General features: G+C 66.4%; 22 protein-coding genes. 2 read left to right on the forward strand and 20 right to left on the reverse strand.

Annotated features, from left to right (window positions below):
* Position 1 precedes the first annotated feature (1 nt).
* The 11 genes from fliP to fliF form a co-directional block, all read right to left on the reverse strand.
* Positions 2–754, reverse strand: a complete 753-nt coding sequence (gene fliP, locus BM031_RS11455) for a flagellar type III secretion system pore protein FliP (protein ID WP_091874701.1) — start codon at positions 752–754, stop codon at positions 2–4.
* The gene (gene fliO / locus BM031_RS11460; RefSeq protein WP_091874702.1) at positions 744–1,448 is read right to left on the reverse strand and encodes a flagellar biosynthetic protein FliO; all 705 of its coding nucleotides are present in this window, start codon (positions 1,446–1,448) and stop codon (positions 744–746) included. The genes fliP and fliO overlap by 11 nt, the downstream gene beginning before the upstream one ends.
* Complete coding sequence (gene fliN / locus BM031_RS11465; protein WP_091874703.1) at positions 1,445–1,882, reverse strand: flagellar motor switch protein FliN; 438 nt, start codon at positions 1,880–1,882, stop codon at positions 1,445–1,447. Before fliN ends, fliO begins: the two co-directional genes overlap by 4 nt.
* Positions 1,883–1,892: 10 nt before the next feature.
* Positions 1,893–2,876 carry a flagellar motor switch protein FliM gene (fliM, locus tag BM031_RS11470; RefSeq protein ID WP_091874704.1) on the reverse strand — a complete coding sequence of 328 codons (984 nt, stop codon included), beginning with the start codon at positions 2,874–2,876 and terminating at the stop codon, positions 1,893–1,895.
* Positions 2,877–2,882: 6 nt separating this feature from the next.
* Positions 2,883–3,398 carry a flagellar basal body-associated protein FliL gene (gene fliL / locus BM031_RS11475; RefSeq protein WP_091874705.1) on the reverse strand — a complete coding sequence of 172 codons (516 nt, stop codon included), beginning with the start codon at positions 3,396–3,398 and terminating at the stop codon, positions 2,883–2,885.
* Positions 3,399–3,548: 150 nt separating this feature from the next.
* The gene (locus BM031_RS11480) at positions 3,549–4,868 is read right to left on the reverse strand and encodes a flagellar hook-length control protein FliK (RefSeq protein WP_091874706.1); all 1,320 of its coding nucleotides are present in this window, start codon (positions 4,866–4,868) and stop codon (positions 3,549–3,551) included.
* Between the two features lie 19 nt (positions 4,869–4,887).
* On the reverse strand, positions 4,888–5,331 hold the full coding sequence (gene fliJ, locus BM031_RS11485) for a flagellar export protein FliJ (protein ID WP_091874707.1): 444 nt from the start codon (positions 5,329–5,331) through the stop codon (positions 4,888–4,890).
* A gap of 40 nt (positions 5,332–5,371) precedes the next feature.
* Positions 5,372–6,766 carry a flagellar protein export ATPase FliI gene (fliI, locus tag BM031_RS11490; RefSeq protein ID WP_091874708.1) on the reverse strand — a complete coding sequence of 465 codons (1,395 nt, stop codon included), beginning with the start codon at positions 6,764–6,766 and terminating at the stop codon, positions 5,372–5,374.
* Positions 6,767–6,768: 2 nt separating this feature from the next.
* Positions 6,769–7,494: a flagellar assembly protein FliH gene (locus tag BM031_RS11495; RefSeq protein ID WP_229408801.1), complete on the reverse strand. Its 726-nt coding sequence runs from the start codon at positions 7,492–7,494 to the stop codon at positions 6,769–6,771.
* A complete protein-coding gene (gene fliG, locus BM031_RS11500) occupies positions 7,494–8,498 on the reverse strand; it encodes a flagellar motor switch protein FliG (RefSeq protein WP_091874710.1) in 1,005 nt (334 codons plus the stop codon). Before fliG ends, BM031_RS11495 begins: the two co-directional genes overlap by 1 nt.
* The gene (gene fliF, locus BM031_RS11505) at positions 8,491–10,176 is read right to left on the reverse strand and encodes a flagellar basal-body MS-ring/collar protein FliF (protein WP_091874711.1); all 1,686 of its coding nucleotides are present in this window, start codon (positions 10,174–10,176) and stop codon (positions 8,491–8,493) included. The genes fliG and fliF overlap by 8 nt, the downstream gene beginning before the upstream one ends.
* 172 nt (positions 10,177–10,348) lie before the next feature.
* Here fliF and fliE point away from each other — a divergent pair, with 172 nt between their 5' ends.
* Positions 10,349–10,714, forward strand: a complete 366-nt coding sequence (gene fliE, locus BM031_RS11510) for a flagellar hook-basal body complex protein FliE (protein WP_091874712.1) — start codon at positions 10,349–10,351, stop codon at positions 10,712–10,714.
* Positions 10,715–11,179: 465 nt separating this feature from the next.
* On the opposite strand, the gene BM031_RS11515 is transcribed toward fliE, so the two are convergent.
* Complete coding sequence (locus tag BM031_RS11515) at positions 11,180–11,641, reverse strand: RrF2 family transcriptional regulator (RefSeq protein WP_091874777.1); 462 nt, start codon at positions 11,639–11,641, stop codon at positions 11,180–11,182.
* Between the two features lie 165 nt (positions 11,642–11,806).
* On the opposite strand from BM031_RS11515, the gene BM031_RS11520 reads away from it, so the two are divergent.
* Complete coding sequence (locus tag BM031_RS11520) at positions 11,807–12,427, forward strand: response regulator transcription factor (protein ID WP_177207725.1); 621 nt, start codon at positions 11,807–11,809, stop codon at positions 12,425–12,427.
* Between the two features lie 9 nt (positions 12,428–12,436).
* Here the strand turns inward: BM031_RS11520 and BM031_RS11525 are convergent, their stop codons facing one another.
* From BM031_RS11525 to BM031_RS11560, 8 genes are all read right to left on the reverse strand, one after another.
* On the reverse strand, positions 12,437–14,086 hold the full coding sequence (locus tag BM031_RS11525; protein WP_091874713.1) for a PAS domain S-box protein: 1,650 nt from the start codon (positions 14,084–14,086) through the stop codon (positions 12,437–12,439).
* An 89-nt stretch (positions 14,087–14,175) separates the two neighbouring features.
* On the reverse strand, positions 14,176–14,925 hold the full coding sequence (locus BM031_RS11530; protein ID WP_091874714.1) for a flagellar brake protein: 750 nt from the start codon (positions 14,923–14,925) through the stop codon (positions 14,176–14,178).
* Positions 14,918–15,280: an EscU/YscU/HrcU family type III secretion system export apparatus switch protein gene (locus BM031_RS11535; protein WP_091874715.1), complete on the reverse strand. Its 363-nt coding sequence runs from the start codon at positions 15,278–15,280 to the stop codon at positions 14,918–14,920. The genes BM031_RS11530 and BM031_RS11535 overlap by 8 nt, the downstream gene beginning before the upstream one ends.
* A complete protein-coding gene (fliK, locus tag BM031_RS11540; protein WP_091874716.1) occupies positions 15,277–16,413 on the reverse strand; it encodes a flagellar hook-length control protein FliK in 1,137 nt (378 codons plus the stop codon). The genes BM031_RS11535 and fliK overlap by 4 nt, the downstream gene beginning before the upstream one ends.
* Before the next feature lie 19 nt (positions 16,414–16,432).
* Positions 16,433–16,759, reverse strand: coding sequence for a flagellar protein FliT (locus tag BM031_RS11545; protein ID WP_229408810.1), 327 nt, complete (start codon positions 16,757–16,759; stop codon positions 16,433–16,435).
* Between the two features lie 3 nt (positions 16,760–16,762).
* The gene (gene fliS / locus BM031_RS11550; RefSeq protein WP_091874717.1) at positions 16,763–17,212 is read right to left on the reverse strand and encodes a flagellar export chaperone FliS; all 450 of its coding nucleotides are present in this window, start codon (positions 17,210–17,212) and stop codon (positions 16,763–16,765) included.
* Positions 17,213–17,243: 31 nt separating this feature from the next.
* Entirely contained in the window at positions 17,244–19,286 is a 2,043-nt protein-coding gene (gene fliD, locus BM031_RS11555) for a flagellar filament capping protein FliD (RefSeq protein WP_091874718.1), read from the reverse strand.
* A 93-nt stretch (positions 19,287–19,379) separates the two neighbouring features.
* A complete protein-coding gene (locus BM031_RS11560; protein ID WP_091874719.1) occupies positions 19,380–19,757 on the reverse strand; it encodes a flagellar protein FlaG in 378 nt (125 codons plus the stop codon).
* Between the last annotated feature and the right edge of the window lie 37 nt (positions 19,758–19,794).

A 19,794-nucleotide genomic window follows, 5' to 3' on the forward strand; every position in this document is an offset into this window, starting at 1 on the left:
CCTAGTAAAAACTCTGGGCAAGCGAACCCAGCAACAACTGCCAGCCGTCGACCAGCACGAACAGCATCAGCTTGAACGGCAGCGAGATCACCGCGGGCGACATCATCATCATCCCCATCGCCATCAGCACCGAGGCCACCACCATGTCGATGATCAGGAAGGGGATGAAGATCGCGAAGCCGATCTGGAACGCGGTTTTCAGTTCGCTCGTCACGAACGCCGGGATCAGCACCCGCAGCGGGATGTCTTCGGGGCCCTGCAGGGCAGGGGAGCGCGAGATCTTGACGAACAGCGCCAGGTCCGACTGGCGGGTCTGCTTGATCATGAATTCCTTGAGCGGCACCACGCCGCGGTCCAGCGCCTCGCTCATCTGCATCCGGTTTTCCTGCAGCGGCAGGTAGGCCTCGGTGTAGATGCGATCAAAAGTCGGCCCCATCACGAAGAAGGTCAGGAACAGCGCCAGCCCCACCATCACCTGGTTGGGCGGCGCGGTGGCGGTGCCGATCGCCTGGCGCAGCAGCGAGAGCACGATGATGATGCGGGTGAAGGCCGTCATCATCAGCAGCGCCGCCGGCAGGAAGGTCAGCGCCGTCATCAGGATCAGCGTCTGGACCGGCAGCGTGTACTGGGTGCCGCCGCCCGGGGCGGGGCTGGTGGTGAAGGCGGGGATGCCGGGCGCGGCCAGGGCCGCCAGCGGCAGCGCCACCATGGCAGCGCCCAGCAGCAGGCGGTTGACGGTGTGCTTATGTCGCATTGCGTTTGTCGATCGTGTTCTTGAGCCAGTCGCCGAAGCTGCCGGCGGCAGGCGCGTGGGCGGCGAGCGAGGCATGCTGTTCGGCGCCTTCCTGGCGCGGCATGGTGGCCAGGGCGTTGACCCGTCCCGGCGACGCGCCGACGACGATCCACTGGTCGCCCACCTCGACCACCATGATGCGCTCGCGCCCGCCGATATTGAGAGCGCCGACCAGCTTCACGTTGGCGCTGGCGCCGATGCCGCGCGGGCCATAGCGCTTCAGGAACCAGGCCAGGCCGAGCAGCAGGCCCAGCACCAGCACCAGCGCGAGGATGGTCTGCAGCAGGCTGCCGGGGCCGGGCGCGGGCGGGCCGGGCATCACGACCTGCGGCGGGCGCTGGCCGGGGGCGGGGGAAGCCAGGGGCGCCGGGTCGGCGGCGGGGGCGGCGGCCGGGCCGGGCTCCTGCACCGGCGTCGAGACCGGGCCGGATGGGGCGGGCTGGGCCAGGGTGGCGGGGCGGCCGGCCGTGGTCGCGCCTTTCGGCAGCGGCTGGGTCTCGACCGAGGCCGGGGCCGGCACCGGAATCGGGGCGGCGGCGTCGCCGGCTTGCTGGGCCGTTGCCGCGTTCGGCAGCAGCAGCGCCACGGCGAGCAACAGGGTGGACTGCGCCGCCCACCCTGCTGGATTACTACGTGCGACGTTGCGCGAGGTCATTTATTCAGTTTTCTGATCCGTTCCGATGGCGTAATGATATCAGTCAGGCGGATACCGAACTTGTCGTTCACGACCACCACCTCGCCCTGGGCGATCAGGCAGCCGTTGACCAGCACGTCCATCGGCTCGCCGGCCAGGCCGTCGAGCTCGACGACCGAGCCCTGCGCCAGCTGCAGCAGGTTCTTGATCGCGATCTTGGTGCGGCCGAGTTCGACCGTCAGCTGGACCGGGATATCGAGGATGAAGTCGATGTCGTTCGGGGTCTCGTTGCGCGCGCCCTTGTTCGAGAAATCCTTGAACACGGCGGCGGTCGGCGCTGCCGCGGCAGCCTGCTGCTGGCGCTCGAGGGCCGCCGCTTCGGCTGCGGCCTGCTCGGCGATCGCCGCGCCCCAATCGTCGTCGAGGCCGTCCTGGTCGTCCTGGGTATCGGACATGGTGTTCTCCTTACTTGTTAAAGCTGTCGCTATTGGCGAGCAATTTTTCGACCTTCAGCGCGTACTGGCCGCTGAAGACGCCGTAGGTGCAATCCATCACCGGGACGCCATCGACCGTGGCCTGCAGCATCTCCGGCACCGTGATCGGGATAACGTCGCCGATCTTCATGTTGAGGATTTCGTCGAAGTTGGCGCGGCCTTCGCCCAGCACCGCCACCAGCTCGACTTCGGCGACCTGGATCTGCTGCGTCATCAGGCGCACCCAGCGCTTGTCGACTTCCAGCGCCTCGCCCTGCAGGCTCGAGGTCAGGGCGTCGCGGATCGGCTCGATCATCGAGTAGGGCATGCAGAAGTGGATCTGGCCCGACACCGAACCGAGTTCGATGGTGAAGGTGCACGACACCACCACCTCGTTCGGGGTGGCGATGTTGGCGAACTGGGTGTTCATCTCGGACCGGATGTACTCGAACTCGACCGGGTAGACCGGCTCCCACGACTTGCCGTAGGCCTCGAACACGATATCCAGGATACGCAGGATGATGCGCTGCTCGGTCTGGGTGAAGTCGCGGCCTTCGACCCGGGTGTGGAAGCGGCCGTCGCCACCGAACAGGTTGTCCACCAGCAGGAACACGAGGCCCGGGTCGAACACCATCAACGCGGTGCCGCGCAGCGGCTTCATGTGGATCAGGTTCAGGTTGGTCGGCACCACCAGGTTGCGGATGAATTCGCTGTACTTCGACACCCGCACCGAGCCCACCGACACTTCGGCGCTGCGGCGCAGGAAGTTGAACAGGCCCACCCGCAGGTAGCGGGCGAAACGCTCGTTGATGATCTCGAGCGTCGGCATGCGGCCGCGGACGATCCGCTCCTGCGTCGCCAGGTTGTAGGTGCGGACCCCCGAGGTATCTTCAGGCGCGGCAATGTCGTCCTGGTCGCCGTTGACCCCCTTGAGGAGGGCATCGACTTCTTCCTGGGAGAGGAAATTATCGGCCATGGGTGCTTACTGGATGATAAACGAGGTAAATAGTACGTCGGTTACTTCCTGCTCGTCGCCTTCTTTCTCGAAGGGCTCGCGGATGATGGCCTGGATTTCGGCGGCAAGCTGCTGCTTGCCCTGCACCGTGCTGATTTCCGATGCCTTCTTGCCCGACAGGAGCAGCAGCACGCGGTTGCGCACGATCGCCATATTGTCCTTGATCAGGGTGCCCTGTTCGGCGCCGTCGACCTGCAGGGTGAACTGCACCTGCAGGTACTGCTCGCCGTTTTCCGGCTGCAGGTTGACGGTGAAGGCTTCGACCGGCACGTATTCCGGCTTGGCGCCCGACTCCTTCTTTTTCTTCTTGGTTTCCTTCGGGCTCTCGTGGCCGGCAGCGGCGTCGCCGCCCTGCATGAAGTACCAGGCCGCGCCCCCGCCGCCGCCGAGCAGCAGCACGGCCGCCACCGCGATGATGATCAGCTTCTTCTTGGAGCCGGCCGGCGCTGCCGCTGCTGCGTCTGCCTTGGGATCGGCCTTCATTTTCGGGTTCGCTTTCAAGATGCCTCTTACTGCCTAAAAGATTGTGTCCGTTATTATGGCATCATCGTGGGGAGGCCGAGACCGCCAAGCCCCGAAAAGAGGGGATAACGGACGGCAATCCCACAATGATGCGCCGCGGGGGGCGCCTGGTCAGGCGAAGGTGTCGACCATTCCGCGTTCGCCCAGCGCCACCGTGCGGGTGGCGGGACGGGCGCCGGCGTCGCCGGCGCCCGCACCCTCGGTGCTGTCGGCGAAGCGCGGCCCACCGGCGCCACCGTTGCCACGGCGCTCGCCATCCTGGGCCTGGCGCTGTTGCTGGGTGCCCGCATCCACGGTCGCGTTACCGAGCGCGATACCGCTCTCGCTCATCATCTCGCGCAGGCGCGGCAGGGCGTTTTCCAGTGCCTGGCGGACTTCCGGCTGGCTCGAGGAGAAGGCCACGCTGGCGCCGTCGTTGCCCACGTTCAGGACCACCTGCACCGGACCCAGGTCCGGCGGGTTCAGGGTCAGGGTTGCGGCCTGCTCCTTGCCGACCATGTACACGATGCGCTGGCTGACCTGGTTGTCCCAGGCCTGGGTGCCCACGCGCGCCGGGATCCGGTCGGCCGGCACGGCGGCCGGGTTGAGCGCATCGAGCTTGGCGGCCTGGGCCTGCAGCTGGGTGACGGCCGGGGCCGGCGCTTCGATGGCGGCGGCGTCGACTGCGACCTGGCGTGCCTGGACCTGCAGCTTGCCCTGGTTGTCCTGGGCATTGCCCTGAACGGCCGCCTGGGCGGCCTGCTGCACGCCCCGCAGGTCGGCTGCTTCGTCCGGCGCCGGCTGCACGCCGGGCGCCAGCGCGAAGCCGCCGTCGGCGGCGTCGCCCTCGGTGGCCACGCCCAGGGCCGGGGCGGCGGTGGCGCCGTCGGCGGTGTCGAGCTTGGCAAACGCGGACTGCAGCGCGGCCAGTTGCTGATCGGCGCCGGCGGCGGGAAGCGGTGCTTCGGCGGTGACTGGCACGGCGGCTGCGGGCGCCGGCTGGGCCAGGCTGGCCATGAAGGCCAGCATGTCGGTTACCGGGGCCGCCGCGGCTTCGGCGGCGGCGCTCGCGGAGTCGGCCGCCGCGGCGGCGTCCTGCGCGCTGTCGGCGGCTTCGGCCTGGGCGCCGGCCTGGGCCGTCGCAGGCGCGTCGGACGCGGGCTCGTTCTGCCTGGCCGGCTCGCGCGCGGCCGCTTTCGGTCCCTGGGTGGCGGGCTTGTCGGCCGGCTTGGCCGTCGTGGCCGGCTTGTTGGCCGAAGCGGAGGCCGGGGCCGCGCCTTGGGCGCTGGAAGGCGCCGTGGCCTGGCGCTGGGCGATCTCGCGCGACAGCGTGGCGCCGAACTGGCCGCCATCGGCCTGGGCCTGCACGCCGGCGGCGGCATTGCGTTGCGGCTGGGCCAGCGCGCTGGCGCCGGAGACCTGGAACGGGAGGGGGTTCGTCTGCATCGTCATGGTGAGGGCTCGCTTTGGTTCAGCGTTGTTTGTAGCGGGCGCCACGCGCCGCGTGGTCGTCCATCAGTTTCTGGTCGCGCTTGTTCTCGATCGCGAGCGCCTCGGCTGCGGCGCGTTCGTTCAGGGTGCGGTAGGACAGGCGCTTGCGCTCGCTTTCCTGCCAGGCATTCTTTTCGGAATCCGCCTTGTACTGCGCGTGCTTGATCACTTCGCGCTGGCCGATGATTGCGTTGTCCAGCTTGCCGATGAAGGCCACGAAGTTCTGGTACGAGAACGGCGTGATGCCGGCGGCCTGGGCCGCGTCGAGCTTGCGCACGTATTCGTCGCGGTAACCGTCCAGCATCACCAGCTTCTGTTCGGCTTCCTCGACCGCCTTCAGGGCCGCGCCCAGGCGCTTGGCGATCGCGTCGGAATCGCGCTGGGCAAGGTCGATCAGGGTGTCGAGTGCGGATGCATTGGCCATAATAGGTCACACTATAATGCCGCCAAGCATCCTTTCATCATCAGAACAGAGAGGTCAATTGCCCCAAGCTCTCCAGCATGCTCGCGTTGTCGTGGATTTCCTGGCACAGGAAGTGTTCGATCTGTTCATTCTTTTCAATCGCCATGTCGAGCACCGGGTCGCTGCCGGCGGCGTAGGCGCCCACGCTGATCAGGTCGCGCGAGCGCTGGTAGCGCGAATACAGCTGCTTGAGCTTGCGCGCCGCCAGCTGGTGCTCGTGGGTGGTGATGCCGTGCATGGCCCGCGAAATCGACTGTTCGATATCGATCGCCGGGTAATGGCCGGCCTCGGCCAGGTGACGGTTGAGCACGATGTGGCCGTCCAGGATACCGCGCGCGGCATCGGCGATCGGGTCTTGCTGGTCGTCGCCCTCGGACAGCACGGTGTAGAAGGCGGTGATCGAGCCGCCACCCTCGAGCCCGTTGCCGGCGCGTTCTACCAGCACCGGCAGCTTGGCGAACACCGAGGGCGGATAGCCCTTGGTGGCCGGCGGCTCGCCGATGGCCAGCGCGATCTCGCGCTGCGCCATGGCATAGCGGGTAAGCGAATCCATGATCAAGAGGACATTCTTGCCCTGCTCGCGGAAGTGCTCGGCAATGGCGGTAGCGTAGGCCGCGCCCTGCAAGCGCATCAGCGGCGGCGAGTCGGCCGGCGCGGCCACCACGGCCGAGCGGGCGCGGCCTTCCGGCCCGAGGATCTGCTCGATGAATTCCTTGACTTCGCGACCGCGTTCGCCAATCAGGCCGACCACGATCACGTCGGCCGTCGTGTAGCGCGCGATCATGCCCAGCAACACCGATTTACCGACACCGGTACCGGCGAACAGGCCCAGGCGCTGGCCGCGGCCGACCGTCAGCATGGCGTTTATGGCGCGCACGCCCACATCCAGGGTTTCCGAGATCGGCGCGCGGTCGAGCGGGTTGATCGGGCGTGCGTTGAGCGGGCCGACCTCGTCGGTGTTGAGCGGGCCCTTGCCGTCCAGCGGGCGGCCGGCGCCATCGACCACCCGGCCAAGCAGCTGCATGCCCACCGGCAGGTGGCGCGCCCGGTCGCTCGGGCGGCGGCGCGGGTGCTGCACCGTGCCCGGCTTGGGCAGGGCCGATTCCACCGGGAACACGCGCGAACCGGGCACCACGCCCTCGACATCGCTCTGCGGCATCAGGAACAGGCGCTCGCCTTCGAAACCCACCACTTCGGCCTCGATTTTCGTGCCGTTGGCCATCGGGATGGTGCAGGCGCTGCCGACGGCCAGCTTCAGGCCCACGCATTCCATCACCAGGCCGGCCACGCGCGTGATGCGCCCGGACACCTGCATCGGTTCGGCGAAGCCGACCAGCGAATCGCAGTCCTTGATGAAAGCTTTCCAGCGCGCGGTGTGGCGGTCGGTGGTCGCCATGCTCAGTTTCCGAGCCAGTCGACGTTGCCCTGCAGGGCGTGGGTCAGGCGGCCCCAGCGCGCCGCAGCCTGGGCGTCGATCTGGTTGCTGGCGGTATCGACCTTGCAGCCGCCGCGCGCCATGCCGGCGTCGTCGACGATGCGCCAGCCGCCCTTGATCAGTTCCTGGCCCATGGCCTGGCGCACGATCTCGGCGTCGTCCGGGTTGAGCGTGAGCGTGGCCGGCTGGGCCAACACCGGCAGGTAGCCGATCGCTTCCTGCACCACCGGCAAGATCAGTTCCGGGCGCACGTCGAAGGCCGTGCGCACCATGCCGCGCGCCAGGCGCAGGGCCAGTTCCAGCACGTCGTGGGCGATGGTCTCGTCGGCCTGCACCACGGCGTCGCTGAAGGTGGCGGCGATGCTGCGCAGGTGTTCCAGCTCGGCGGACGCTTCTTGCTGGCCAGCCGCGGCGCCGTCGGCATAGCCTTCGGCATGGCCGGCAGCGCGGCCGGCTTCCAGGCCTTCGGCATAGCCTTCCGCGCGCGCCTGCTCATGGATCGCTTCGAGCTCTTCGGCGGTGGGGAGCGTCACGTTGGGCACGAACTCGCCCGCCTCGGGCGCGGCGGCCGGGGCAGGGGCCGGTGGCGGCGCCATCGCGGCGCGGCGCGCCACGGTGCTCGGGCGTTCGTCGCCGAACGAGGTCATTTCCCAGCGCTGATAAGCGCTTTGCTGTTCCTTTGGAATCATCAGACGAAGGAATCCTCACCTTTACCGCCCAGCACGATCTGGCCCTCGTCCGCCAGGCGGCGCACGATTTGCAGGATCTGTTTCTGCTGGGTTTCCACTTCCGACAGGCGGACCGGGCCTTTCGACTCCAGGTCTTCGCGCATCATCTCGCTGGCGCGCTGCGACATGTTCTTGAAGATCTTGTCACGCAAATCTTGCGAGGCGCCCTTGAGCGCGATGATCAGCATGTCGGACTGCACTTCGCGCAGCAGCAGCTGGATGCCGCGGTCGTCGATGTCGATGATGTTATCGAACACGAACATCTCGTCCATGATCTTCTGCGCCATGTCGTTGTCGTAGTTCTTGATGTTGTCCATCACCGCCGATTCCTGCTCGCCGCTCATGAAGTTCAGGATCTCGGCCGCGGTGCGCACGCCGCCCAGCGAGGACTTCTTGATGTTCTCGTTACCCGACAGCAGCTTGGTCAGCACGTCGTTCAGCTCGCGCAACGCGGCAGGCTGGACGCCGTCGAGCGTGGCGATGCGCAGCACCACGTCGTTGCGCAGGCGTTCGGTGAAGTGTGCCAGGATCTCGCAAGCCTGGTCGCGCTCGAGGTGGACCAGGATGGTGGCGATGATCTGCGGGTGCTCGTTGCGGATCAGTTCGGCGACCGACGGCGAATCCATCCACTTCAGGCTCTCGATGCCGGACGCGTCCTTGCCGCCCAGGATGCGGTTGAGCAGCACGGCGGCCTTGTCGTCGCCCAGCGCCTTGGTGAGCACCTGGCGGATGTATTCGTCCGAATCCAGGCCCACGGTCGAGTGCAGGTTGGTTTCTTCGACAAACGCTTCCAGCACCTTCACCACTTCGCCGTGCTGCACGGCCTTCATCTGCGCCATCGCGCCGCCGAGCTTGAGCACTTCACGCGGGCCGAGGAATTTCATCACTTCGGCCGCTTCCGCTTCGCCCAGGGCCAGCATCAGGATCGCTGCCTGCTGGATGCCTTCTTTGTCCTTGTCACTCATTTGATCCCAACCATGCTTTTACAACGTTAGCGACGATCCGCGGGTCCTTGCGCGCCAGTTCCTGCGCCATGATCAGGTTGGCGCGGTAGCCCTGGTTCCTGCGTTCCACTTCCTGTTCTTCCAGCTCTTCCTCGGCAATGACGGCCTCGGCTTCGATTTCTTCTTCGGTCTCCGGCTCCGGTTCCGGCGGCACGGCGGTGGCTTCGTCGAACTTCTTGATCGCCGGGCGCATCAGCGGCAGCAGGATCCGGAAGTAGAGGAAGGCCAGCACCGCGAACAGCAGCAGGTACTTGCCGATTTCCTTGGCCAGCGGCAGGTTGGCCGGGTCGCGCCACCAGTCGACCTCAAGCGGTGCATCGTCCGGCTTGTCGACGCCGTTGAACGGAGCGTTGGTCACGTTCAGGGTGTCGCCGCGCGTCTGCGAGTAGCCCATCGCCTGTTTCACCAGCTCATTGATCTGCGCCACTTCGGCGGCGGCCAGCGGGCGCACGGTGACCTTGCCGGTCTTCGGGTCCACGCTGCGGCGGTAGTTCACCACCACGCCCACCGTCAGGCGCTTGATGCCGCCCATCGGCCGCTGCTCGTAGCGGATGGTCTTGTCGACTTCGAAATTGGTGGTGGCGTCCTTGCGGGTAGGGCCACCGGCGGCCGGCACGTTGGCGCCGGCCGGCTGGCCGTCGATCGGCGCCGTGGCCACGCCCGGCGGCTGGTTCGACAGCGCGCCCGGCACCCCGGAAGCGCCACCGCCCGGCTGGGTCGATTCCGAGGTCTGCTGGCTGCGGATCGCCTGCGGCTCCGGCGGCGAATTCGGCTTGTACATCTCGGCGGCGGTATCGACCTGGGCGAAGTCCACTTCGGCGGTCGCTTCGGCGCGCACGTTTTCCTTGCCGACCAGCGGGGCGATGATCGATTCGACCTGCTTGATGATGTTCTGCTGGACCTGGTCGACGTACTTGAGCTGGGTGGCGTCCAGGCCCTTGTTGCCGGCCGCCTTGTTCGAGGTGTCCGACAGCAGGTTGCCGGTCTGGTCGACCACGGTGACGTTGCCGACCGTCAGTTCCGGGACGCTGGACGCGACCAGGTGGACGATGGCGCTGACCTGGCCCGGATCGAGGGCGCGGCCCGGCTGCAGGTTCAACAGCACGGAGGCGGTGGGCTTTTGCTGGTCGCGCACGAAGACGGACGGTTTCGGCAGCGCCAGGTGGACGCGCGCCGCGCTGACCGAACCGAGCGACTGGATCGAGCGCGCCAGTTCGCCTTCGAGCGAGCGCTGGTAATTGACCTGTTCCAGGAACTGGGACACGCCCAGCTTCTGGTTTTCCATCAGCTCGAAGCCCACATTGCCGCCTTTCGGCAGACCCTGCGCGGCCAGTTTCAGGCGCAGGTCATGGATCTGCTCGCTTGGCACGAGGATCGCGCTGCCGCCTTCGGAAAACTTGTACTTGACCCCCATCTGGTCGAGCGAGGCGGTAATGGCGCCGCCGTCGCGGTCGCTGTAGTTCGAGAACAGCACCTTGTAGTCCGGCGCCTGGCTCCACATCCAGAGCGCAGCCATGATGGCCACCACGAGCGCAATGCCGCCGCCGAGGGCGACACGCTTGCCCATCGTGGTCTGGAAAAAGCCCTGGCGCTGGTCTGCGGCCGGGATGTCGTTCAAGTCTTCAGCAACTGCTGCCATGGTGGGTAGGTGTCCGGATGGAGGGATTAGCGAGCATTATGAAGCCACAAGGCAACATTCAAACCCTGAAATAGGGGTATAAACCCGTGCTTCTTCAGAGGAGGAAATTGCTCAGGCACTGATATTCTGACAGCCTGAACAGAGAAGTTCGAATCGACAGCAGGAGAGAACGATGAGTATTGGTGGAATCGGAGGCATCGACAGCAGCCGCATCCAGGCGATGATGGAGCAATTGAAGTCCGCGGCAACCAAGCCGGCGGCAGCACCGCTCGCGCCTGGTGGAACGGTTGGGCTCGGAGAAAAGCCAGTCGCCAAGCTCGACTTCGCCGACGCGCTGAGGACCACGCTCGAGGGCGTCAGCAACACCCAGAAAGCTGCAAGCGAACTGGGCCAGCGGTTTGCGATGGGCGATGATACCGTGAGTTTGTCCGACACGATGATCGCAATGCAGAAATCGAGCATCGCTTTCCAGAGTACGGTGCAAGTACGCAACAAACTCGTATCAGCCTACCACGACATCATGAACATGCAGGTGTAAGCCTGACCCCGAAGTGGATTTAAAAAAAATGGACACGAGCTCAGCTGTATCGCATCACCTGCAGAAAAAAGCAAACCGGCCGATGGCCGGTTTTTTTACTTCGGGGTCAGGTCTGAAATTTAGACACGAGCTCGACCGTATCTCACTATTTTCAGAAAAAATGTCTTCTCAGCATTTGGAATCAGGATATTTTTTGATCTCGCTGGCGCGGCGACAACTTTGCAAAGGCAATCAATCTGAGGCCAAGGTTTTTTTACTTCGGGGTCAGGTCTGAAATTTAGACACGAGCTCGACCGTATCTCACTATTTTCAGAAAAAATGTCTTCTCAGCATTTGGAATCAGGATATTTTTTGATCTCGCTGGCGCGGCGACAACTTTGCAAAGGCAATCAATCTGAGGCCAATGCAGAGCTCGTGTCCAAATGTCAGACCTGACCCCGAAGTGGATTTAAAAAAAACGGGGCCTTAGGCGGCTTCGGCTTCCTTGCGTTGAAAGGTCATCGGGATGCTGGCGTCGCGCGGGGCGGGTTCGGGGAGGAGCGAGGCCAGGGTGTGGCGGTCGAGTTCGCCCAGGTAGGCCGCCGTGGCATTGCCGAGCACGCCCTTCAGGCCGCAATCCTTGACCAGCCCGCACGGGTTGCCGCCCGGGTCGAAGCACTCGGCCATGTAGAAATCGCTCTCGCTCTGGCGCACCACGGCGCCGATATTGATGTCGGCCGGCTTGTGGGCCAGGCGGAAACCGCCGTTGCGGCCGCGGATCGTTTCGATCACGCCATTGCGGCCCAGCTCGTGCACGACCTTCATCAGGTGGTTTTTCGAGATGCTGTGCAGGTCGGCGATTTCCTGGATCGTCACGAGGCGCCCCGGGTTGCTGCCAAGGTGGAGCAGGGTCCGCAGGGTGTAGTCGGTGAAGGAAGTCAGGCGCATGATCGGGCAAGTATATCCCATCGCCATGTCGGGCGAGCGCGATCGCATCGGCTGCAAGCCATGCATAACGACCAGTTATTACAAACCATTACTTGCCTTGACGTTCTTGTCGTTTCAATATGTCGGTAGGCAGCAACGCCCGCTGCCGTATGCCGGAGCCCGCACATGCAACCGATCTCTTCCGCCGTCCATATCATGCATACCGACCCGATCATGACGGTCGGCTTGCGCGCCGTGCTGGCCGACCAGCCGGGCCTGCGCGTGACGACCCACCTCGACCAGCCCGAAGCCCAGCGCGTGGCCCGGGTGCTGGTAGGCGACTACGACACCGGGGTGGCGCTGGCGCGCCAGCCAGGCGGCATCGCGCCGCCGTGGGTGCTGGTGGTGACCCAGTTCGACAAGGAGTGGGAAGTCCGGCTGGCGATGGACGCCGGCGTGGCCGGCTACCTGCTGCAGTCCTGCAGCCCGGACGAGCTGGTGCACGCGGTCGGACAGCTGATGCGCGGCCAGCGCTACCTGAGCGAATCGATGTCGCGCAGCGTCGCCGACAGCCTTACCCGCGAGTCGCTGACCGGGCGCGAGACCGACGTCCTGCAGCTGCTGGCGCAGGGCTGCTGCAACAAGTCGATTGCGCGCAAGCTCGGCATCGGGGTGGGCACCGTGAAGACCCACGTCAAGGGCGTGATGAGCAAGCTCGACGCCACCGCGCGCACCCACGCGGTGGTGGTGGCGACCCAGCGCGGCCTGATCCGGCCCGGCGCCAGTGCCGGGATCCAGGTCGGCTGACCCGCTTTTTCAGGCTTCGCGCACTACCCAGCGCCCATCGCACAGGTAGGCCGCGCGGTTCCTGCCCGCATTCTTGGCCACATACATCGCCGCATCGGCGCGCGAGAGCAGGGTGTCGGCTGTGTCCCCCTTGCCGTACAGCGCCAGGCCGATGCTGGCGCCGGGCTCAGTGCGGCCTTCGAGTGCCGGATAGGGCTCGGCGGCGGCCTGCAGGATCTTGTGGCAGACCTGGCCGGCGTCGACCCAGGGGTCGGCCAGGTGGTCGAGCAGCACCACGAATTCGTCGCCCGCCAGGCGCGCCACGCCATCGGTGCGGCGCACCGAGGCCAGCAGGCGGCGCCCGAACTCGATCAGCACCGCGTCGCCCACTTCGTGGCCACAGATATCGTTGACCGTCTTGAAGCCGTCGAGGTCGATGAACATCAGCACCAGCGTATGCGGGGCGCGGCCGCTGGCGTCGATCGCATGCTGCAGCCGGCCCATGAACTCGTAGCGGTTGGGCAGGCCGGTCAGGAAGTCGTGGGTGGCGCGGTAGTGCAGCTGCTCGGACATGCGGCGCTGCTCGGAGACGTCGCGCAGGAAGGCGTGGAAGTAGCACGCACCGCCCAGCGACACCACGCCGACCGTCATCTCCACCAGGATCTCGCTGCCGTCCTTGCGCAGGGCCGGCGTCTCGACCCGCTTGCGCGGCACGTCGCACTCGCCGCTGTCCAGGAACGCGGCGAGCCCGGCCAGGTGATGGCTGCGCGTCCGCTCCGGCGCCAGCAGGGTCGCCATCGGCTGTCCGATCGCCTCGGCGGCGCTCCAGCCGAAGGTGGCTTCGGCCTGCTTGTTCCATTCGGTGATGATGCCGCGCTCGTCCATGCCGACGAACGCGTCGTTGGCGTTGTCGATCAGGAGGCGGATTTTTTGTTCCTGGCTGCGCAGCCGCTCTTCGCTTTCGATCTGGGCGGTCACCTCGCGCACCGAGCAGTACAGCAGCCCGCTCTCGACCGCGCGCGTGCTCCACTCCAGCCAGCGGTAGCCGCCGCCGGCATGCAGGTAGCGGTTGCGGAAGCCCTTGGTCACGCTGCCGCTGTAGATGTTTGCTGCTTCCGCCAGGGTGGCGTCGACGTCGTCGGGATGGACGAATTCGATGAAGGGACGCCCGGTCAGGTCGTCCTGGGTCCAGCCCAGCGCATCGGTCCAGGCCGGGTTGACCTGCTGCAGGAAGCCGTCGGTGCCGGCGATGGCCAGCAGGTCGGCGGACAGCGCAAAGAAGGCGTCGCGGTCTTCCACGGCCTTCTTCTGCTGGCTGATGTCGACCACTTGCGCGATGAAGCATTCGGGCGTGCCCGCGGTGTCGCGGCTGATCGATACCGTCAGCAGGCCCCAGACCACCCGGCCATCGGCATGCCGGTAGCGCTTTTCCAGGTTGTAGGAATCGATGGCGCCGGCCAGCAGGCGCTCGAGCAAGCGGAGGTCGGCCTCGAGGTCGTCCGGGTGGGTGACGTCCTGGAAGGTGCGCGCCTGCAGCTCCTCGCGCTGGTAGCCGAGGATGCGGCACAGCGCCGGATTGACCTCGAGCCAGTGCCCCTGCATGCCCACGAGGGCCATGCCCACGGGCGAATCGGCGAAGGCGGTAAAGAAATAGTCAGAGGTGGGAGTGCGCGTCGGCATCGGATCACCCGGATTGAATATTCACCAAGTGTAGCCGATCTACTGTTCAGCAACTAGTCAAATTGCCGAACAGTCAAGCTGTGCGCGGATCAGGCCAGGCCGGCCAGGCGTGCATTGCGCTCGCGTTCGAGCTTGGTGATATAGCGCTGGACCCCAGCCATGCCGCCGCGCGAGATGTCGACGAACTGCAGGCCGATGCGGCGGTTGCTCTTGTTGTTCAACAGCGTCATGTCGAGCGAGTTGCGCAGTTGCAAGGACACCACGACCGGACCGATTTCCGGCAGTTCGATGCGGCAGTTGGGGATGGTCTCGCCGATCGTCGTGCCGAGCTGGAGCTTGTTGTCGAGGATGGCGATGCCGCCGCAGCTGATGTCGTGCAGCGGGAACACGGCAGTGCCGGCGCCCGATTCGATCGGCAGCGGGATGATCGCGCGCACCGGGTTCGACACTGGCGTTTCCATCCGGTAGTACTCGCGGCGCTGCAGGCGGATCAGGGTCAAGGGGATATCGGCGCGCAGCGCGGCATTGCCCTCGAACAGGGTAGGGCGCAGGTTCTCGGCAGTGAACAGGATGCGGATCTTGTCGAGCGAGGTCTCGCAGCGCACCTTGCCGGCTTCGACGATGCGGTCGTTCTGGCTGCGGTCGATCGACCGGTCCAGCACCACCGTATTGGTGTCGGGATCCACTTCCAGCACGGTGGTGACGCAGACGTCGGCTTCGCCCTTGACCAGCATGCGGATCAGCTGGTGCTTCTCGCCGATCTGGCGCAGCAGCGCCATGATTTCACGGCGCGACGCCACCTCGTAGTCGTGCCAGTTCTCGAGTTCCTGATTATTCATTGCTTGTGCCAGCGTTCGCCGCGTCGTCCAGGTTGAGGTGGGGCGTCGGATCGGGCGGGGGCGGTAGCAGTTGCTGTGCCCCATTCTTTTGAGCCGACTCAATATGATATAGCCACGCCAACAGTTCCGCAATTGCGCGATACAGGGCAGGGGGGATCTCACGGTCGAGATCGACCCCCATCAGCAGCTGGACCAGCTCTTTCGACTCGTGGACGAACACGCCGGCGTCCTGCGCGCGGCGCATGATCTGCTCGGCGACCAGGCCCTGGCCCTTGGCCACGACCCGGGGCGCCGCGTCGCCCTTGCCGTAGGCGATGGCGACGGCGTTCTGGCGCCGCTTGCCTGGCCCGGTCATCCTGCTTTGTCGCCGGGTTGGGCCGAGCGCACCTCGAAGCCGGCCAGCTCGGTGCCGGCGGCGTCCAGGGCGCCGGCCAGGCTGCCCATGTTCTGGCGCAGCAGGGCGGCGGTGGCGTCGCTGGCGGCGGAAAACTGCAGTTGCAGGCGCCCGCCGGCCAAGGTCAGGCGCGCATCGACCTCGCCAAGGCCAGGGAATGTCAGGCGCAGCCGGCTGTGCCATGGCGCCTCGGGCTCGCCGCCTTCCTCATGGCCCTGGCGCGTGTCGCGCTGCACTTCGAGCTGCATCGGCTGTCCCGGCCACAGCTTGCCCTGCCAGGTAAGCTGGGCCTGCTCCTGGGTGGCCAGCTGCAGGTTGATGAACTGGGCGGTGGACGGGTCGGTGGGCTGCTGGCGTACGCCCTCGCGCGCCAGCTGCTGCTGGGGTTCGGCATCGAGCTCGGCCAGCGGGCGCGCGCCCTGCGCCCATTCGGCCACGTGCGATTCGTAGAACAGGCCGCTCTTGCCCACGGCCTGCTGCAGGCCGGCCGCGATGCTGGGCGCGTCGGCGCCGGCCGCGGCCACCAGCGGGGCGCGTCCGATCAGCGACGTCATCGGCGTCTCGGCCTTCTGGGCGGCGGCGATCACGCCGCCGATGGCCTTGCCGGCCTGGCTCAGGGTGGTGTTGTTGGCTTCGGCGCCGCCGGGCAGGGCGGCCGCAGCGGCGGTGGCCTGCAGCAGCGCGGCGGCACGCCCGACCGCGGCGCCGGCCTGCGCCGCGCTGCCTTCGCGCATGCCAAGCGGCGCCTTGGCCGGATCGGCGCCCTCGGGCAGCGGGGGGCCGGCTTCGGAAAACACCGGGGTGGCGCCGGCGCCGACCTGAAAGGTGGGGCGCGGCGTCACCGACACCAGGGTCAGCGGCACGTCGGCGCCGACCTGGGCGCCTGGCGGCAGCTGCATGCGGGTGGGAATATTGGCGACCTTGACGACGAAGCTGCCGTCGGTCAGTTTGGCGAGGATTTCACCGTGCAGCGCCTTGCCCAGCTGGGGAGCCAAGGCGCGCTGGAACGCCTGCTGGCGCGGGTCGGCGACCGCCTCGGCCGGTAATGCCGGCCCGATTTTCACGACGGCGGAAACGAGTTCGCGCGGCAGCATCCGTCAGGCTTGCCCTGCCTCAGGCGCCGTAGGCGTGGGCGAGGCGACGCTGGGTGCGGGTGTTGCTCATCAGGGCCGACAGTTCGGCCAGTTTCGGCATCGCCAGGTCACGGATGCGGCGGTCGTCGTCCAGCAGCTTCTTGAGGATGGCGATCTTCTTGACCCGCTGTTCGCCCTGGAAGGGCGTGCCGGCTTCGCCGCTGCGCAGGAGCGCCACCTGGCTGGCGCAATGGCCTTCCAGTTGGGTCACGCGGTCCCAGTCGCTGCTGGTGGCGGCGTCGAGCATCTGGCCGCTCAGTTCGACCATCGATTCGTAGACTGCCAGGACTTCTGTGGTGGACATCATGGCTCAGGCTCCCGCGAAAGCGGCGACCGGGGCGCTGGCCGGTGCGTTCACGGGCGTGCCCCCCGGCACGCCGATGGCATTCCAGGCTTCGCGCAGTTCGTTCAGCAGGCCGGCCACTTCTTCCAGGATCTCCGGCTGGTTCTGCAGGTTTGCCACCAGCAGGCGCTGTTGCATGTACTCGTACAGGGCGTCGAGGTTCTCGCCGATCTGGCCGCCCGCCTTCTTGTCGAGGCTGGCGCGCAGGCCGTTTTCGATGATCTGGATCGCCTTCGAGACCGCCTTGCCTTTTTCGGCGATGTTACCGGACTTCATGTGCACCAGTGCGCTGCGCACGGCCGTCACGGCACCGTCGAACAGCATCACGATCAGCGTGTGCGGGCTGGCCGCCATCACGCCGGTTTCGACGCCGACCTTGGCATAGGCGCTGGCGCCGCTCTTCATGGTTCCAAACATGGTTCTATCCTTCGTAAGATGCGTTGCCCGCTCAGCCGTTCATCGAGCTCAGTTGAGCCAGTTGCTGGGTCAGGTAGTTGCTGGTCGACGTCATCCTGCCGATCGCCACGTCGAGCGCGGTGAATTGGGCAAGGTAGCGTTTTTCAGTGGCGGCCAGGCGCGTATTGAGTGCGTCGCGGGCCTTGCCGATATCGGTAACGGTTTTCTGCAAGCTGGTGGTCTGCCCGTTCACCAGTCCGTCGGTGCTGGTGAACTGTTCCAGCAGCTTGGTCATCTGGTCGGCATAGCCGCGCGAATAGGCGACCGTGCCGCGGTCGGCCGGGGCGCCGCCGCCGGTGATCTCGAGTTTCAGGCCGCTGAGCACCGAGGCGGTGCCGCCGGTGAGGAACTGGCCCGAGCCGGTCGCGGCCACGCCGCCGATCGTGCCCTGCACGTCGGTGCCGTCGGTCGGGGTGGCGCTCTGGAACAGGTCGCTGGCGCCGGAGCCGCTGACCACGATCTTCGAGGCCGAGCCGTAGCGGTTCGATTCGATTTCCAGCTTGCCGTCGGCATCGGCGCGCACCGTGACGGCGGCGCCGGCGCCCACCAGTTCGGAGGTGCCGTTGACCTTGGCCTGCAGGGCAGCGGCGAGCGAGCTGGCGGTGTAGGTGGCCGGCGGCAGGGTCACCGAGGTGCTGACCCCGTCCACCGTCACATTGATCTGGTCGTTCACGCCGGCATTGATCACCAGGTTGGCCGCGGCGGTGCCGGCGACGCTGCCGCGCGTGGCCAGGGCCGACACGTGCAGGGTGCCGGAACCGGCGGCGGTCGATGCGGTGGAGCCGTTGTAGCTGACCAGGGGGTCGGTGGTGGTGCCGATCGAGGCGAACAGGCCGGCGATGTCGTTGAAGTTGCTCGTCATCGCCTTGGTCAGCTTGGCGCTGTCGAGCGCCAGGGTGCCGTCCTTCTGGAACGACACGCCGACCTGGGTCAGGTTGTTGAAGGCGCCGGCGGAGCCCTCCAGCGGCTGGCCCAGCATCGAGCGGATCGAGGTCTGGATATTGCGCACCGACGCTTCGCCCAGCAGCGGGCCGCCGGTCTTGGTGGCGGCGTCGTAGGAGGTGAGCTGCTTGATCGTCTTGTCGAGGTCGTTATACGCCTTGACCAGGCTGGTGACGGCGCCCTGCACCGAGTTGGTGTCGCGCGCCACCGTCACCGCCGTGCTGCCGATCTTGCTCAGCGTGAGGGACACGCCCTGGATCGCTTCGCCGACGCTGCGGTTGGCCGAGGTGACGGCGATGCCGTTGACGGTCAGCGCACTGTCCTGCGCGGCCGAGCTCTGGGTCATGGCCTGGGTGCCGGCCGGGTCGTAGGCGAGCAGGTTCTTCAGGGTGTCGTCCACGGGCGCGGTCGGGTCGCGATCCACCGTGATCTTCATGCTCTGCTTGGCGCCGGTCTTGTCGGAGGTGAGCACCAGGTGGTTCGGGGTCGCGCTGCCGTCCGACACGATGGTCGCGGTGACGCCCATGCCAGCCTTGTTGATGGCGTCGCGGATGCCCTGCAGCGAATTGTTGCTGGCGTCGATGACGATGCTGCCGCCCGACTGGTCCGGGTTCTGGGTGAAGACCGGGTCGGGCGGGGTGGCGGCGGGGTCGTTGACGTAGGCGCCGGAGACCAGCTTGCCGCCGGTGATCGCGCCGAACTGGATGCTCAGCGTGGTCTTGGCGCCGTCGCCGACCGGCGTTGTGCTGCTGGCCTGGCCGGCCGAGGCGATGGTCTGGGCCTGGGCCAGGCGCTGGACGTCGACGGTATAGGTACCGGGAACCGACTTGTTGGTGGCGCTGGCACCCAAGATGGTGGTGTCGGCGGCGGTCGCGCTCACGGCCTGGAACTTGGCCGGCGTGCGCAGGGCATCGAGCGCGCTCTGGAAGCTGGTCAGGGAACCCTTCAGGGTGCCGAAGGCGGAAACCTTGGAGAGGTAGGCGGCTTCCTTCTTGGCGAGCGCGTTCAGCGGCAACGCCTCGACCTGCATCAGCTGGCTGACGAAGCCCTTGACGTCGAGGTTGGAACCTATGCCTGGCGATGAGAGTGCCACTGTGCCTCCTACGGAAAACGATAATGTAAGTCATTATCGGCAGAAGCCATCCCAGCTTTAACGGGGAATTTCCCCGTTACTTCATACCATTGCTCAGGCCTGTTGGCGGATCAGCAAGCCTTGCAGGCGATCAAGAGCCTTGGCGATCTCGAGCGCCTCCTTGCTGGGCATCTGGCGGATCACTTCGCGGGTCTCGGGATCGATCACCTTGACCACCTGGCGCTTGCTGTCGTCGTCCAGCGAGAACTCGAGGCTGTGCGAGAGCGACTTCATGGTCTTGTTGATGCTGTCCAGGGCCTTGTCGACATCGGCGGGGCTGGCAGGCTTGCCGGCGGCGTCTGCCTGCTTGGCGCCGTCGACCGGCTTCGCGCTGGTCGCGGCCGGGGTCGAGGCGGGTGCCGGTGACTGGGTGCGGGGCAGGACGATCGGGTCGGCGCCCGTTGTAGTAATGCCTTGTGGCTGCAGTTGCATGGCGACTCCTCAAATGGAAAATTCCCCGGGCGGTAAA

The sequence above is a fragment of the Massilia yuzhufengensis genome, assembly GCF_900112225.1.
Lineage (GTDB): Bacteria > Pseudomonadota > Gammaproteobacteria > Burkholderiales > Burkholderiaceae_D > Telluria > Telluria yuzhufengensis.